This window comes from Colwellia sp. KS18-150, assembly GCF_057551365.1.
The window spans coordinates 50,173-65,762 of record NZ_BAAJMC010000008.1; the positions used below are offsets into that span (position 1 = coordinate 50,173).

Consider the following 15,590-nt stretch of genomic DNA (forward strand, 5'->3'; position numbering starts at 1 on the left):
ACCCATGTTATACCTTATTTATAGTGAAGATAACAAAGACAGTTTAGCTAAGCGCTTATCTGTTAGAGAGCTACATTTGGCTCGTTTAAAAGAGCTACAGTCTCAAGAAAGATTACTCGTCGCTGGCCCTTGTCCAGCAATTGACAGTAACGACCCAGGAGACGCTGGATTTACAGGCTCTTTAATCATTGCTGAATTTGACACATTATCTCAAGCACAAGCATGGGCAGATGAAGACCCTTATATCGCTGCCGGCGTATACAAAAAAGTTACCGTTAAGCCATACAAAAAAGTATTACCTGCTTAACTTTTTTAACTAACCTTTTTCGACTAAGCTTTTATAACAACTAATTTCTAGTTGTTATAAACGCAATAACAATACCTAACGAACCTATGATAAAAAACATATCCGTCAGCGCTTGTATTATCACCCTGCATTTGTGCCTTCCTGTAACGGCTTATGCAGTTAAAAGCATATCTGATTGCCAACAACCTGAGCTAAGTATAGTGGAAGCTTCTAGTTGTTTAGATAGAGTAAAGAAATCTGTAGACAGAGAATTACAAACTTGGGTTAATAACCACATTTTTAACTTAGAAGAAAAAGCATTAGTCACTGGCCGTTATTCAGCATTGAAAATGTTTAAGCGCTCACAAAGTAACTTTATTACTTTTAGAGATAATGATTGTCGTTGGCAATACTTAGCCGTTTCACCTCAGAAAGGTGCCGACTTAGCCTATAAAAAATGTTACATTTTACTAAGTAAAACAAGGATTAAAGAATTAAGTGAAGTTAAATAGTAAACATAAAAATTCAGTTTTACCTTTACTATTTTTTATAACTTATTGTGTGATGAATCTACTGTTAACTTGCTGATTTAATTTGCTCAGCTTCTTGTTCTACAGTTTCTTCATCACTTAATAAAATAGCTAGCCAACGACCTTCAGGTGAATTTTCACAGGCTATTTTGACTATCATGGTTAACGGCACACTCAATAACATACCGACAGTACCTAAATTATCTGATATTAGTTTTCCATAGGCTTTCTACGTGTGTGCATGCAATAGAGGAATTATCAAAAGCAAACCACCACTATAGGCCCTGTATATTCTAGCAACCCATAAAATAAATGGAATAACAATATAATATACTTTATCTGACCTTACTGCTGGACTTGTCTAACAGTAATTGATTGTGTAGAATCTATTCAAATTTATAGTTAGAATAAAATGATCCATGTGTTACAAAATCAGTATCATTAACAAGGTTAATATTTTACATGAGTAATTTACAACAACAGTCTTCCTCAATTTTGGTAACTTTAGCATCAATAGTAATTATAATCACAGGATTAAAATTCGCAGCACCATTGCTGAGCCAATTTTTAATGGCTTTATTTATAGCTATAATTTGTACACCTCCTATTGGGTGGATGGAAAATAAAAAAGTGCCTCGTGCTTTAGCTATCTTGATTGTACTTACAGTTATATCGATTTGTGTTTATTCTGTCGTGGTTTTAGTTGGTGATTCGATTAATTCCTTTAATAGCAATAAAGAATTTTATGTTGAACAATTAAATGCTCGGTTCACTGATTTGGCAGGTTGGCTAGCTGGAATTGGGGCACCAATAGACAGTTTTGAGATTAGATCCCTGTTTGAAAAAATAGATGTTATGGCCTTAGTAACACGTGTCTTAGGTGGCGTAGGTGTAATATTTGGCGATTTCTTCATCATCTTCCTTAGTGTTATATTTTTACTCGCTGAAACAACAAGCTTCCCGTCTAAGTTTTCGAGAGCATTTTCAAACTCTAAAGAAAAAATGTTTCATGTAAACCATGTATTAAGCAAAATCCGTCATTACCTAGCAATTAAAGCCATTACAAGCCTTATAACTGGCGGACTAGCTACTGCACTATTGTTAATAATAGAAGTTGACTATCCTTTCTTATGGGGAATGGTAGCTTTTTTATTAAATTTCATTCCTTCTATTGGTTCATTGATTGCTGCAATACCAGCTTTATTACTTGCTCTAGTGCAATTAGGATTTGGGGCATTTGTATGGACTGGCATAGGCTATTTTGTAATTAATAATGTGATTGGTAATTTTGTTGAACCAAAGCTAATGGGGAAAATGCTTGGTCTTTCAACTTTTGTGACATTTGCTTCACTAATTGGCTGGGGGTTTATTTTTGGCCCAATAGGAATGTTTCTTTCAGTGCCATTAACAATGATCATTAAAATTTCACTAGATACTAGTGAAAAAACCAGATGGTTAGGGATTATGCTAGGTCCAGAAATTGAGGCTTCTGAGGAAGCTATGATAGAAGAGGATTAAAGTCTAAAATTTAGGAATTTATGTAAGCGCAGCATCCATGCTTCGGTATTCATTCATCCATGAATTTTAGTCCGAGTAGATTGCTAGTTCAGTGTGTGAGCTGTTCCAACAGCTCAAAAGACTTTCTTTGCAATTTCGCGAAAAACAAGTTTGGCAAGACGGGGAATGTATTTTTGTTCGGCTATTGTAGTACGCAGCATCCATGCTGCTAATTCAAGATTAGGAATTTAAATCAAATCACCTTGAGCAACATTAATCGCCATTTCGATTGGTATTACTTCTAAACCTGTTTTTTCTAATGCTCTCTTATATTGGATATCATTTTTATCAAAACTTTTACCTGTTATAATTCTCAGAGGTTTAATGTTATCGGGTCTACTTACAAGCTTACCTGGTTCATCACCACTAAATGGGAATACCCCTATAAATCGGTATTCACTCTCAAAATTAAAACTTATAGATTTTGTCGTCACAATTCGTGTAAACGTTTCTTCAGGACAAAGAAGTAACTCTCTTGCTGTAATAACCAGACCTTCATTTATTAAATCAATATCATGTATAGGTCGTGCTAAATAGGTAACGTTACGAACATTGCAATTTTCCTCTGGTGTATATTCGTATTCAACGCAAAACCCCTTATGCTCATCTCCGTAATCACGCCACATATCAGGATCGTCAAAATTTCCAGAAAAAAAGCAGCAGATACCAACAGAATTACTTATATCACTTCTAATTTTATTTACTAGAGCACTCTGACTCAAATTAATACTGAGACGTTTTTCAAATGAAAGGTCAGGATTGCGTTCGGTTGCATAACTGTTGTTAATGTAGTCTTTCAAGCTGTTAACTGTGCTTTCTGAAAGTAAAGAACCTTCGTAATCGAATTCCCTGTGGTAGTAGATTTCAACTATTTTCTTTAAATTTTCGAAATCTGAAGGCGAGATTGAAGGCATGCTAAGCCCTGCAAAACGACAATCATTATTATCCTTAAAACGATCAGGTCGAGAAAGCCACAACTGCTTATTAACAAGCGCTTCGTAGCGTTCCTTATCTAACCTTTCAAATCGATAAAGCTTCAATGTTTTATACTCATTCTGATTTATTCATTCTGAAAAGTTACAATTGCAAATGGTCCATCAGGAGCCGCTAATTGAGAAGGTTTTCTAGTCAACACATTAGTATGAAATGGGTACACCTCTAAATCAAATGCACGAGAAGCATCAAAGTCACCTTGTAAAACAAGAATCTCAGGTTGTGAGCAGCTTACTTTAGCTTCACTACCAACGACAGCACTCACTAATTTATCATCCTGTCGGACATAAAAATTATTTGTTATGGTGAAAGGTCCAGAGCACTCTCCCTCACCAGAGAAATCACCCACTTTAATTAGCAATCGAGTAATACCTAAGTCGTTTTTCGCACGCCATGCCAAAGTGCGAAATGGTTTAAAGTCTGAAGTAAACTCACCATAAATAGCATCATTGGGGGGTTGTATAGGAAGCGTGGTTCCCCACCCATTGTCCAAAGGGAATATATCTTCTGACCAATTACATGCTTCTCTTGTTTTATCAATAGCAGCAGGAAGACCAGTTAAGTTCAAGTCTAGAGTTTCATAACCACCTGCAAATTTATCATATTGAAAAACCGCATCCCAGTTTTGATATAAACGTTTAATTAAGTTTTGATTAAACCCACTGGGGATCAGCAGCTTGAAACTTTGGCTCTCAAACCATGTTTCAGAAAAGACAGTTTCATCAGGACCAATTCGATATTGAATGCCACCGTTATTTGTCACATTTTCAGTATCAATATAGTACGAAGGTGATCCGTCTCGACAAGCTATATTAAAATTCCCTTCAAATGAACTAAGTATTATAGTTGTTGTTACTTTTCCATCAAGCTGTGAAGTTGTTTCTCTTATAATTGGAGCATGATCATCTTCATGTCCAGAAAGCGCAGAAGGGAAGCCCGAATTAATAGCCAAGCCTAAAGGAACATCTTCTATTGTTAAATCCACTATATCCGAAGCTGAACTATTTGCCCCATCTGTAACTGTTAATTTAAAACTAACTCCTTCATCTTGCATAACTTCAGGTGCGTTGAAAACTAATGTACTTTGATCGGTTGAAGAAAGGACAATATCAATACCAGAGACTTGCTGCCAACTGTATTGAATAGTCCCACTACCGTTTTGTATATTACTAGATATCTCAATATCACTACGTTCTTCATAAATTGATGAGCTACTAATGGTAACAGATAAGTTAGGAGTTGGCTGTGTAGAAGGTGTAGAGTCACCAGAACCACCACCTCCGCACCCAGCGATTAAAGCAGTTAACCCAATGAGGCTAAAAAATTTATTGTTATTCATTTATTTCCCTATAAAAAGTAAATTCATTTCCAGATTAAAACATTGTAACCATAATTATAAAAATCTCCAAGTGTTTGCAGATTTGTCATAAAAAAGGAGAATCGCGTCAATAAATGAGAATTATATGATTACCCATAATGCTTGAGCTAATAACTGCTTCAAGAGCATTATGGCCTGTGGCAGACTCATTTGAGAACGCTAATCTTCTACTTTGTTAAAAATTACACCTTATGTCCATAATGACAAATCATCTCCTCATGAACACGAATATTAAGTCTAAAATTAATAATGATATATTAACAACATATACCGTCTTCTATTGCCCATCTATTTGCTATAGACTTAATCTTTCTAGTTATTATTTTTTTCTAACGAGTTCAAGGAAAGTTTGAACTCGCTATATAATTGTCCCCATTAAGGAGCATTATGAAGTCATTTCTCGACATTAATTCTATACTTTTTGTACTTTTTGTACTTTTTACTTATAGTGGTCAAGCGAATAGTCAGTCAACTGATATAAGTAAAAATGACATCAATAAATGCAATGAGATTGCTAATGAAGTCCTAGCCTCTGATAAAAGCTTTAATCCCTCGAAGTCATTTTTTTCAAGCGAATTAGAGGTCACTGTCGAAGGTGAAGAAGATGATATTCTGACTTGCTCTATGGAAGGAAAATCATCTAAAGTTTATGTTATTGCTTATAATAAAAAATCACAAATCTATTTTGCAGATCGAAACAGTAAAAGTAATAAAACAGCATTATTAAATCGTTTATACAAAAAAGTAGCCAATGCCCATCCACAATGCGGAAGTGGTGTTTCATATGGGGCGACTATAGAAGTTACCGACTCATATGTTATTTGCAAAACATACGTTGGACAAAGACCTGGTAAAAGTATTTCAAGTGGACATGGCACTAGAGAAATTACTCTGCATGACTTTGATAGTGGCCAGACATACATAGAAAAAGATATGGGAAATACATCAGCGCAAAACGGAAAAATTAGAAGACTAATTGAACAAAAACAAAAGTTCTATAAAAAAGAAAAACACAAAAAATGCATGGAAGATGAGGCATGTAAATCGAAATACGAGACAAGACTGGCGGAGTCTAGAGCAATTAGAACCAAAGAAAATCAATATAATATAAGTGAATGTGAAAAGTTTGCATTAGATTTAGCTTCTAAGTCTAACGTTCTATCCACCCCCAAAATTATTCATGCAGGAAAAAGTGGCCCGTATTTAAGCTGCTCTGTAAAGTATGTTAAGCAGTCTGTAGCGGGAAGCTTTCCTGAAGTTATCTCTATAACAGGTAATGTTACAAATGGTTCTTACGAATACCGTTAATTAAATTTAGGAAAGTTTGAATGCCGAACCAAAATAGAAAGCACGTAAACCCTATTAACGACAAGCGTCTTGATAATGGTATTTGGAAATATAACGGTACTATATTTATGAGTATATGGGCATATAGGTGTGCTAATAGGTTGGCCAAAGTAACTTACAGCGAAAATGAAAAATTAGGTGATAAAATAGAATTAAAATATGAATGTATAATTATCCCTAATGAGATCATGGATAGCACAGCTAGAGCTTGGCCAGTTAAAATCATCCAGATGTTTTTATGAGCCGCTATTACCCTAAATTCAGCCTATATACCTAAAGTAGATTGCCAAATATATTCAAAGAGTCTAGGGGCCGGGAAAGTAGTCTCTTTGATGTAATATATCTATTACCTACAATGGTGGCTTTTTTCAAACACCGATTCGTGAAATTTCGAAGAACCACATATCCTTTCCTCCTCGCTGTCGCGAGGTTAAATCTATTTTTTACTTGTGGTGATATACAGTAACGGGGATATTCAGTATTTGATGTTAAAGTCAATATTTGGAATTTATACTGATTAAGATGCTTTGTTGTTTAAAACATCTAATTCATGATACCTATCAAGATCAAACAAAGTTTTCAGTGTTTTCCATCTTTCCTTGGCCATTATAGCGTTGGCAAGAGCATTTTTATTACCAACAAAAACGCCTAATTTAGAGGATCTTGTAATAGCAGTATAAATCATACTTCTTTCAACAAAACTATTTTTCTTCCTTTTGTTATATGACTCAGGCATGACAATGATCGTATTTTTAAATTCAGATCCTTGAGTTTTGTGAATAGTAATACACCAACCCAGTTTGATCCGAGAAGCAAAGATATCTTGTTCAGTCAATTTGTAGGACTTGTGATGAAAGTCAAAATGCGCATACTCATAATTATCTTCGTATTCAATCCCTAAAAATTCACCAATATCACCATTTTGCAGCCCCATCTCGTGGTTGTTTTCAGTACAAATCACTCTATCACCTCGATAGAATCGACTTAAATAACAAGCAGAATCATCTGCTATAACCTCTTGAGTTAACATTTTTCTTTGAACGAATTTATTAATTTTATCTACTAACTGCTTAGTGGGAGCGATAATTTGTGATTCCCTCATACCTAATTTAATCGCGCAATCAAATGACTCTTCGATCAAATCTGAATTTACACATTCAGACAGATAGACCCCCAATGCATCACCACCCCCTTCAAATAGTGGCATTTCAGGTATTTGGCCTTTTCTTATGGCTTGAGCAGCTTGTTTAATTGGGTTCTCATTTGCTTGACGATGAATTTGATTAAGTTCAATGTAGGGAACTACTTTAGAGTCATGTAACTTGTGCCAAACAACGCCAAACCCTACTGGGGCTAGCTGACCAATATCACCAGCCATGAATAGATGATATTCAATATTTTCAAGGGCAACCAATAATTGATTAAACAACCCCAAATCTGGCATGGAAGATTCATCCATAACGATTATCGGCTTTTGATTCAATTTTAAGTTAAAAGGGCTTTCTTCCTTAGCTTTTTTGGTTTTGTAGATGGCATTAATAAAAGAGTGAATAGTAAAACATGTCGGCTCTTCAATTTCTAAATAAGGGTCTTTAGTCGGAAAATTATTGATTAGCCCTTGTTTATGTAAATCTCGGTAGATTTTCCTCTGAGCAACTCCTGCTAGAGCAACAAAATAAACGGGTCTATCTATCTCAATCCCTACTGCTTTGATGCCAGCTAATGCCGTTGTTTTGCCTGTCCCCCCCTCACCTTGAAGAACTACCAGCCCTGTTGTGAAAGCCATTTTAATAGCTTCAGTCTGCTTGGCGACTAACCCATACCCATTTGTTTTTTCGAATTTGTCAGCATACTTTTCTGTAGCTTGCGAAACATATTCAATTTCTAATGCATCAAAAAGTTGTCCTTGCATTGGACTATTTAAATTCAACAATTTAGAAAAAGATTTTTCTACGTATATTTCTAGTTCGGCTGGACCAACGCCTTGCAAGCAATCACCTATTAGACAAGCGGTTCTCTTTTTTAAAGCAAGCTTTATCGCCTCTTTGCCCAACTGAGCGTCTTTTAGTAGTGAAGCAAGGTCATCACTTGCCTTTTCAATTAAAATAGCTGTATGGCCCTCTGATAGCGCGTCATAAACAATTTTATCTACCGAACCAAGTAGCCTTCTAGGGTCGTTATCACTAATTCCAAGTTTTTCTTTTAAGTCTTCAGCTAATATCCATGCTTTCTTTGCCAGTCGGCTTCCAAAAGCCAATAAACAGTATGGATTGGATTTAATAGTTTCATGACACATTGTTCCAAGTAGAGATATTATCTTTTTAATTTCATTGTTATCTAGCCCGGAATCAGCCAGAAACCGAGCGGTATCAATCTCTGCTTGAAGCTCATGATATCCATCAATAACGCCTCTCGCTCTTACGTAATTGCCGTTAAATGCATCCATTAAGGATTTGGTGTTGTAATTTTCCAAATCGGCCATAAAGAGAGTAAAACTACCAACATGATCTATGGCTTTTTGAAGTCGCTTCGGACCGAGACCTAATCCTTCAAAAGCTGGGTGTTTGTTAAAATAATATAAATAGACTGGAGGAATAAGAAGTGGAGATTTTACTAGCTCAATCTCGATAATTTCCATAGGGATTGGAATAGGGGTACATTTTTCAACTAATAATTGCCAAGTATTTTCAAAAGTAACCCACCTACCATAAGCTTCTACAAACTCCCCTTGTTTTGGCAACCTAAAAGTAGATTTCCAAGAGTTTATTTTTAATCTAGTAAGCTTAAGTGTAAAATCCCCCTTTTCTTTTTTGTATCGGATACCTGTTATTATTCCGTCACCAGCCCCCAATTTACCCTTAAATACGTTGGTTACACGCACTATCACTTTTACTTTTACTTCAACCATCGATACCCCCTGCCACCAGATTCTAAAAGGTTTTGGCGTTGGTTTTCGACTTTCTCATGAATGGCATCCACTTCTTTTTTCGCATCTTTTACATCTGTTAAAGATCTTTCTAAAGCTAAAGATAATTCTTTAACTTTCTCTGCTAATAGTTTTTTTTCTTTTTGCAAAGTTTGAACTTGTCGCTTTAAAGATCCTATGTCGCGCTGTCGCTCATCCAAGTTTTTTTCAAGTAAAGATTCCGTAACCGTTTTTTCTGCTTCTCCAGAAATACCAATTTCATTGATCGCGTCCTTTAGCATTTTTGTATAATTTTTATTTGCGTAAAAAGGGTTGCGGTTTTTCATACCACACCATCGAGCCACTTCACTTACATTTACCCCAAATACATCATTTCCCGCTTCTGCCGGAAATTTATGCTCGGTCTCCCTCATTCGATCGAAAATATTTCCAATTCGTTCTTTAATGATTGGCCCTCTACTTCGTGAGGAAATGGTGCCATCAAGGAGTGGGTAAACATTAAATGGTAAACTACTCATTACTGGCCTTAGACTGCTCTTCAAACCACTGCAAATAACCAGCAACAGTGTTCTTTTGAATTACTACCTCGTCTGTCAGAGGCTCGACTAACCCCTCATTGGTGAAATTTAACAAAGCAAGTTTTTCACTTTTTAAATAGCTCAATATGTTAAAAATACACACATAGGCATCGTGTATCTCTTGTTGCTGATTTTGCTGATCTTTTAATTCATCACTATTGGATTCTGGTAGTGGGTCAAATGTTGAGCCTGTTTGATTTTGAATTCTCCTCACAAATATATCATTTTCTCTTCGAGACTCAGCCAATTCATGTTGAAGGGTGCGAACCATTACCCTTAAAGCTTCTTCGCTAGCTACGCTCACATTCAGTTTAAGACTATCTTTACCACTTAAAGATGCAAAAAAACTGTCTAATAGATCCCGGTACTTTCCTTCCGGTCTTAGTAAGGCGCTTTTGCTCATAGGATAGTTTTCACCGTCAACATAAACATACTCTTTGCTGATCAGCTTAACTTTATTTGCTAATTCTGTGATGCTGGTCGGGTGATACTTATGAGTTTTCTTTGTGCCTAACGACTTTAAAATGGCTTTAACAATTTCTACCTTCTTTGCTTCTTCTAAAACAAGGTGGTAAGAATCTCTATCTCTTTTACTCTCTTTGCTATTCATTGTTCAATACCAATTTGGACGTTGACCCAATTAACCTATTCCCTTCCGTTTTAACATCATTTTCAATCCTAAGAAATGATGGTTTTTTCTCGACTGGTAAAGCATATTGCTTGCGCTCATCTGAGATAAGTTTGATGAGTTGTTCACGATCAATGATATTCGTATTAACCATCGACTTAACCAAAGAAGACACCTGCAATAATGTTTCACCGCTAGCATCACTATTTGCAACCTCCGCTAAGTAATTTTCCATTTCTTTTGGGTTTGCACTTGCCAAAGAAAATAAGATTTTTGCTTTTAGTCTCCTAGCAATTTCATGCAGAAGATTTGAACTTTCTGCTAATTTAGGAAAACTTTCTGCCTCTTCAATTGTTGTTAATACAAGTTCATCAACAGACGTTTTATCACGAGTAAGTTGGATAGATTCATCCAACATATTTGGGGGATATTGAATAGTTTCACTTGATTTGTTCTTCCTCAACAATTCCTGACGTTGATGTTCAACTCCTTGTAGTGTCAGTTCCCACCCGGCTAGTTCTTCTGCTATCTGGTCATTTAACACCTTAAAATTTGTTTCATTTTTACCCGTATTATTTTTATATTTCTTATGCTTTAGAAATGTTTCTAGTAAATCCACCTCGGTTAACTCGATTTTTCTAGCGATGGCCGGACCATGATCAATCCCTGCTACTTTTGCCCTGCATATACCGCACTTTCTATATCCCCTGTTTTCTTCAACAATTTCATCGGGACAGTTCATTTTAAAAGGACAAATATGAGTATCTGTAAAGGCAATATTTTTGTTTTCAGCAGTTCTCAAAATCAATAATCCTGATGGTCTTGGTTTTTGATCTCTTCCTTCAGAAAATCGGATGTCTTCCTGATGAACATCAATTGATGTAAATCCAAATACGGATTCTGTTTTTCTACGATCTTCGTTAAAACTTTTCACCAGATTTGATGATTCATTTGATTGTGAAGTTACTGCCGCTCGGTGGGAGTCGAGATATTTCTTAAATTTGCCTTTTGTTACTTGGTTATAATGTACAGTAGTAGCAATAGATTTCTGCCCCACCAAAGCTGCGATATCAGCCAATTCCATATGATCGGTTAAACTGCTGATAAAACTATTTCTTGTCGAGTGAGGGGTATGAATAGCTCTCAAAGTAATATCGGTATACTCAGTTTCCACTACGTAATTATTGCCATCCCTATTAGTAAAAGTATTTGAGATTGTCTTCTTAGCAGCTTTAACTGCCTGATCATTTTCACTAAATACGCTTAATGGACTTAGGGAGAATTCTTTCTTTGAATCTTTTGGGCACCAGCGCAAATATTTAACAGGGTGGCCTTTGATTTTTGACATAAAAGATGAAAAGGCGATCAATAATTCGTTCCAGCACGGATTTCGCGTTTTACTACTTGGCGGTTTACCAGTATCTGGTTGAGCAAATATGGCTTGAAACGTTAAGTCTTTATTATAGTCAAATTCATGTACAAAGTGAGATGGGTATGCACTTCTGAATTCTCGTTCGCGGTACAAGACCTCCATTACTGAGTAATTTACAGGTCTTAACCATGGTTTAGTTTTCACTTTATCTGTCGTTATTTTTAAGGTTGTAACACCTAATTCAACATCTACTCTATCGTCAACATGTGCATCAAATTCATTAGCATCAAGACTGAAACCATGTATATGCCTGATCCCTAAATCAGTTGATATTAGCTGCGCCCTCAACACATTGAGCATTGGCATCATTAGAGTAACACCAAGGTCTTCGTTATAGAGTCTCCTTACTGGCGTTATTGCAGGTATTTCACAATTGAACATTGTTTCTTTTATATCACCAGATTCAATATCCAGATATTTAACGTCAAAATGCTCAGGACTTATGTACTTCTTCGATACCTCAAGATCAATTGATATGAAGTTTAATTGTGTAGGACGCGGTTTTTGCGTAGCAGGTAGGATTCCAAAACGCTCATCAACCTTCGCCTTATACTTGAGATTAAGTGATTCCCAGCCTAACTCCAATAATGCCGTTTCACTAACCTTGATGTAATACTGGGCATCTTGATCAGGACCTGTCGTTTCAGTCCAAAGTTTCTTAGCTTTAGGCGCATATTCTTGTGCTTCCTTAACTCTCTTAATGACAAATTTCTGAACCTCGAAAAAGTAATTCTCAAGCATATCCATAAGATGCTTTAATGTGCTGAACTCATCACTTTCAAAAGCTTTTTTATCATCTCCGACATTCGCTGTACTTCTAGGTTTTTCTTCTGCTGCTTCCCACCATTTTTTTTGAAACTCAAGTTTAGTCACTATGCTGGCACTCTGACCATGCTTCTCTTCTAGCACATATGGACTATCGCTTTGCATCCATCGTGTAAATTTTCCAAATTGCATACATGCTGAGGAGGAACCAAACTCTCGTATAAACTCAGCGAATGTTCGGGGCAAGCTTTCATCTTCAGTATCTCTTATTAGAAATACGCTCCTGGTAAAATTACTAAAGTCGATTGGAAAGTTGAAATTTGGCTTATGTTCTTGAAACCAAGTGTCTAGATAAAGGAAGTATTTTATCAATAATTTAGTACCGCCTTTAAAATGTGTCTGAACTCCTCTTGAGGCGCTTTGAAGATAACTCTTTCCATAATTATCCCAATTTTCTAATTTATAGAACTCAATATCAGAAAATAAACTAACGTTTTCTGGTGAAAGATTTCCTTTCTCATCATAGAGAAGTTTGCCAGAATCGAACTTACCCCAAAAATCCCAACACTCGTCACTATTCATTGCAGATATTTCATCTTTAGTAATATCTAACTGAACAAGCATCAAAATTCGTTCAGCATCACTTAGGACAACAGCTCTTAGTTCTTCCAACTCCTCTTTATACTGTGGGATTAATTTATTTCCCCCTTGTATAATACGACCAAAAGGCAAATACTCCTCTTTACCACCAAACCTTCGAAATAGATCCCTTTTGATAATTGGTGTCATTGCTCTTTTTTTTCCTTTTTCCCACTGTTCCCAGTAATGGCAATGAATGACATGTGTGTTTTTGAATTCTGCAAGGTTTAGTTTTCCATACCAATCTGTTGCAAGTAGTAACCGTAAAAATGCTGGGTAATCCCTTTTTAAATTTTTAGAGTTGACTGTTACTCGCAGACCTTCACTGCCTAAACGTAAATCTATATCTTCAACATTAGCCTTAAAGCACTGAATAAATATTTTTACATCTTCATTTGTTGCAATCGCATGACATAAAGTAACATACAAATTTTTGATATGATCTGTTGTTGCTAAATAATGTGACAGTCGTGAGGTCAAAGGTAAAATTAGCGCCTTGCTTTCCCACAACCTGATAAACAAAGGAATGGTAATAAACCTCCAAAAACCGTTGAGAACGTGCTGATCACACCTTTGTCCATAATAATTAATTGGTGAATATTCTTTGACAGGAGCAATCAAAGAATCCGAATATCCCAATCCATCTGCTTTTTTCGCAGCACCTCCACTATTTCCAGCTCCAAAAGAAGAATGCAGTAATAGCGTGTTAATTAGACTCCTATTTACATCTAAAGATTGAATAAAGTTATCATCAAGAATAGTTGCTGTTAATTCTGGAGCAGAATAGGATTGTAAAAGTGCAGGCTTGAATTCCTGATTTTTATCATAATAAGGATCACCATCGACTCTTTTAACCATCTTAATTTCATGATCGACTCCCAGCGAAATCAACGAAAGCTTTATATCCTTTAATGCTTCTTTAACGATTACCGTCAAAGTACTGTCATCAACTAAAAATGTTGGTTCCGTATTTAGATTAATCATTATTTTTTGCCTTCTATTAACTGCATTGCTTTCGCTCTTTCTTCAGGGGATTCGATCTGTGAAATTAAAGCGTTTCTGATTTTTGTATGGTAAGTAGCCAAAGCTATAATTCGCGTCTGATTGTTACCTCCAGACTCTAAAATGGCATTAGCTTCTATGTGTGATGCTTTCGATGAAGCCAGAGTTGTTTTAGCATATACATTTGTTGATTCTAAACTTGCGTGACCCATAAATTTTGAAACGTCAGCTAAAGGAAATCCATACTCTATTATTGTGCGGTCTCCTTTAGAGTCTGAAATTACTTTAATCCGTGGTGCATAATTTCGCATGTAAGTACCGTAACCATGTCTTAAATCATGTTTTACGTAAGCTAAGTACCCTGAAATATGAGGAGGTACTATCGCAGCCTTTTTACATGCCGATTTGAAAGGAGTAATTAAAATAGATACTGAGTTGTTCTCCACATCAACTATTTGGAGCAGAGGTTGACCGACCCTTTCCCCTTTAGTAAATACAAAAATAAATTCATGATTTGGTGAAGTTTTGTATTCATTGCTTTTTTGATATTCATACAAGCACTTATACATTAAAGGCTCTAACTCAGCAATTGGCATCGTATTTGCTGTTTTTCTTCCTTTCCATGAAAGAATACTGTTTTGCTTTTCTTCTGGTACATTAGCTTTGGTAAGTTCTTCATGCGTAGCAGGTCTAACCTGAATATCTCGCTCTAAAAGGTCTATATCGCTCCATCTTAATTGCAGCGCTTCAGATATGCGCAAACCTAAGCAAGCTAGAACTGCAAATATAGCTCTATTTCTTTTTGAAGTAGTATGGCGAATCAAGTTATCAACTTCTTCCACAGGAAACGCTTTTTCAGTTTCAGCAACAGGTGCTTGCTTACCTAATAGGCCTGACACACCTAATATTTTAGAGGGCTTGAGAATCAATTTTCCAGTATCTTTAATGCACCCTCCTATTTTAGTTTGAGCAAACTTATTTTTTTCTTTTTGACTTAATGGCTTCAATTCCCAAACAGCAGGGAAAAGTGCCTCATAAGAATCATTAGCTGAAAGACCAGCCTTGATTGCTAATATTTCAGCAGCTTCTCTTGCTATTTTTTCAGACAATTCAAGATATGCATTTACATAGGTAATGTGAGATTTATGAGAACCAACGGTATTTAACTCTGGTTTAAAATTCTTAAGTGCATCGTGAGCTGACTTAAGTAATTCAATTTCTGAGTTGATTTTATCAGCTAAAAAATCAGGATATTGATTAATTACAAACCGTAATAACGTAGAGTTATATTCACCATTAAAGGATTTTACTTCTGCCATATAATCAAGAAACTTTGCAACAGCAGTTCTAGCTGTTTTTATGGTAGATGCTGAATGTGAATTTGGAGCATCAATAAAGTCTCGCTGAAATATTGAAAATGGAGAAAATTCATTTCCATCATGATCAATAAGCTCATAAACAACATATCCGCGATACATTTTTTTTATTGCTAGGAAGTTTTTGAGGACGATCCCTTGACTCATTGTTGG

General features: G+C 35.9%; 12 protein-coding genes and 1 pseudogene. 5 read left to right on the forward strand and 8 right to left on the reverse strand.

Annotated features, from left to right (window positions below; all coding sequences use genetic code 11):
* Window positions 1–4: 4 nt before the first annotated feature.
* A complete protein-coding gene (locus tag AC27IF_RS11735; RefSeq protein WP_487054518.1) occupies window positions 5–307 on the forward strand; it encodes a YciI family protein in 303 nt (100 codons plus the stop codon).
* Between the two features lie 86 nt (window positions 308–393).
* Window positions 394–798 carry a lysozyme inhibitor LprI family protein gene (locus AC27IF_RS11740; RefSeq protein WP_487054519.1) on the forward strand — a complete coding sequence of 135 codons (405 nt, stop codon included), beginning with the start codon at window positions 394–396 and terminating at the stop codon, window positions 796–798.
* 64 nt (window positions 799–862) lie between these two features.
* On the opposite strand, the pseudogene AC27IF_RS11745 reads toward AC27IF_RS11740, so the two are convergent.
* Window positions 863–1,015: pseudogene (locus tag AC27IF_RS11745) on the reverse strand (AI-2E family transporter); the annotation flags it as partial.
* Between the two features lie 263 nt (window positions 1,016–1,278).
* Between AC27IF_RS11745 and AC27IF_RS11750 the strand changes: the two are divergent.
* On the forward strand, window positions 1,279–2,334 hold the full coding sequence (locus AC27IF_RS11750; protein WP_487054520.1) for an AI-2E family transporter: 1,056 nt from the start codon (window positions 1,279–1,281) through the stop codon (window positions 2,332–2,334).
* 227 nt (window positions 2,335–2,561) lie between these two features.
* On the opposite strand, the gene AC27IF_RS11755 is transcribed toward AC27IF_RS11750, so the two are convergent.
* On the reverse strand, window positions 2,562–3,413 hold the full coding sequence (locus AC27IF_RS11755) for a DUF2971 domain-containing protein (RefSeq protein ID WP_487054521.1): 852 nt from the start codon (window positions 3,411–3,413) through the stop codon (window positions 2,562–2,564).
* Window positions 3,414–3,433: 20 nt separating this feature from the next.
* The gene (locus AC27IF_RS11760) at window positions 3,434–4,705 is read right to left on the reverse strand and encodes a PKD domain-containing protein (protein WP_487054522.1); all 1,272 of its coding nucleotides are present in this window, start codon (window positions 4,703–4,705) and stop codon (window positions 3,434–3,436) included.
* A 426-nt stretch (window positions 4,706–5,131) separates the two neighbouring features.
* On the opposite strand from AC27IF_RS11760, the gene AC27IF_RS11765 reads away from it, so the two are divergent.
* Together AC27IF_RS11765 and AC27IF_RS11770 are read left to right on the forward strand one after the other, a co-directional pair.
* Window positions 5,132–6,052 carry a hypothetical protein gene (locus AC27IF_RS11765; protein WP_487054523.1) on the forward strand — a complete coding sequence of 307 codons (921 nt, stop codon included), beginning with the start codon at window positions 5,132–5,134 and terminating at the stop codon, window positions 6,050–6,052.
* A gap of 20 nt (window positions 6,053–6,072) precedes the next feature.
* Complete coding sequence (locus tag AC27IF_RS11770) at window positions 6,073–6,333, forward strand: hypothetical protein (RefSeq protein WP_487054524.1); 261 nt, start codon at window positions 6,073–6,075, stop codon at window positions 6,331–6,333.
* A 275-nt stretch (window positions 6,334–6,608) separates the two neighbouring features.
* On the opposite strand, the gene AC27IF_RS11775 is transcribed toward AC27IF_RS11770, so the two are convergent.
* Genes AC27IF_RS11775 through AC27IF_RS11795 form a run of 5 tightly spaced genes read right to left on the reverse strand, consistent with a single transcriptional unit; the run spans window position 6,609 to window position 15,584 of the window.
* Window positions 6,609–8,999, reverse strand: coding sequence for an AAA family ATPase (locus tag AC27IF_RS11775; RefSeq protein ID WP_487054525.1), 2,391 nt, complete (start codon window positions 8,997–8,999; stop codon window positions 6,609–6,611).
* On the reverse strand, window positions 8,987–9,535 hold the full coding sequence (locus AC27IF_RS11780) for a hypothetical protein (protein ID WP_487054526.1): 549 nt from the start codon (window positions 9,533–9,535) through the stop codon (window positions 8,987–8,989). Before AC27IF_RS11780 ends, AC27IF_RS11775 begins: the two co-directional genes overlap by 13 nt.
* Window positions 9,528–10,205: a hypothetical protein gene (locus AC27IF_RS11785; RefSeq protein WP_487054527.1), complete on the reverse strand. Its 678-nt coding sequence runs from the start codon at window positions 10,203–10,205 to the stop codon at window positions 9,528–9,530. Before AC27IF_RS11785 ends, AC27IF_RS11780 begins: the two co-directional genes overlap by 8 nt.
* A complete protein-coding gene (locus AC27IF_RS11790) occupies window positions 10,198–14,043 on the reverse strand; it encodes a site-specific integrase (RefSeq protein ID WP_487054528.1) in 3,846 nt (1,281 codons plus the stop codon). The genes AC27IF_RS11785 and AC27IF_RS11790 overlap by 8 nt, the downstream gene beginning before the upstream one ends.
* Window positions 14,043–15,584, reverse strand: a complete 1,542-nt coding sequence (locus tag AC27IF_RS11795) for a tyrosine-type recombinase/integrase (protein WP_487054529.1) — start codon at window positions 15,582–15,584, stop codon at window positions 14,043–14,045. The genes AC27IF_RS11790 and AC27IF_RS11795 overlap by 1 nt, the downstream gene beginning before the upstream one ends.
* Window positions 15,585–15,590 lie beyond the last annotated feature (6 nt).

What these genes read in the sequence shown, in the direction of transcription:
- AC27IF_RS11760 (WP_487054522.1), bottom strand. Translation starts at nt 4,705, where the DNA reads ATGAATAACAATAAATTTTTTAGCCTCATTGGGTTAACTGCTTTAATC.
- AC27IF_RS11770 (WP_487054524.1), top strand. Translation starts at nt 6,073, where the DNA reads ATGCCGAACCAAAATAGAAAGCACGTAAACCCTATTAACGACAAGCGT.
- AC27IF_RS11795 (WP_487054529.1), bottom strand. Translation starts at nt 15,584, where the DNA reads ATGAGTCAAGGGATCGTCCTCAAAAACTTCCTAGCAATAAAAAAAATG.
- AC27IF_RS11790 (WP_487054528.1), bottom strand. Translation starts at nt 14,043, where the DNA reads ATGATTAATCTAAATACGGAACCAACATTTTTAGTTGATGACAGTACT.
- AC27IF_RS11780 (WP_487054526.1), bottom strand. Translation starts at nt 9,535, where the DNA reads ATGAGTAGTTTACCATTTAATGTTTACCCACTCCTTGATGGCACCATT.
- AC27IF_RS11785 (WP_487054527.1), bottom strand. Translation starts at nt 10,205, where the DNA reads ATGAATAGCAAAGAGAGTAAAAGAGATAGAGATTCTTACCACCTTGTT.
- AC27IF_RS11765 (WP_487054523.1), top strand. Translation starts at nt 5,132, where the DNA reads ATGAAGTCATTTCTCGACATTAATTCTATACTTTTTGTACTTTTTGTA.
- AC27IF_RS11750 (WP_487054520.1), top strand. Translation starts at nt 1,279, where the DNA reads ATGAGTAATTTACAACAACAGTCTTCCTCAATTTTGGTAACTTTAGCA.
- AC27IF_RS11740 (WP_487054519.1), top strand. Translation starts at nt 394, where the DNA reads ATGATAAAAAACATATCCGTCAGCGCTTGTATTATCACCCTGCATTTG.
- AC27IF_RS11735 (WP_487054518.1), top strand. Translation starts at nt 5, where the DNA reads ATGTTATACCTTATTTATAGTGAAGATAACAAAGACAGTTTAGCTAAG.
- AC27IF_RS11775 (WP_487054525.1), bottom strand. Translation starts at nt 8,999, where the DNA reads ATGGTTGAAGTAAAAGTAAAAGTGATAGTGCGTGTAACCAACGTATTT.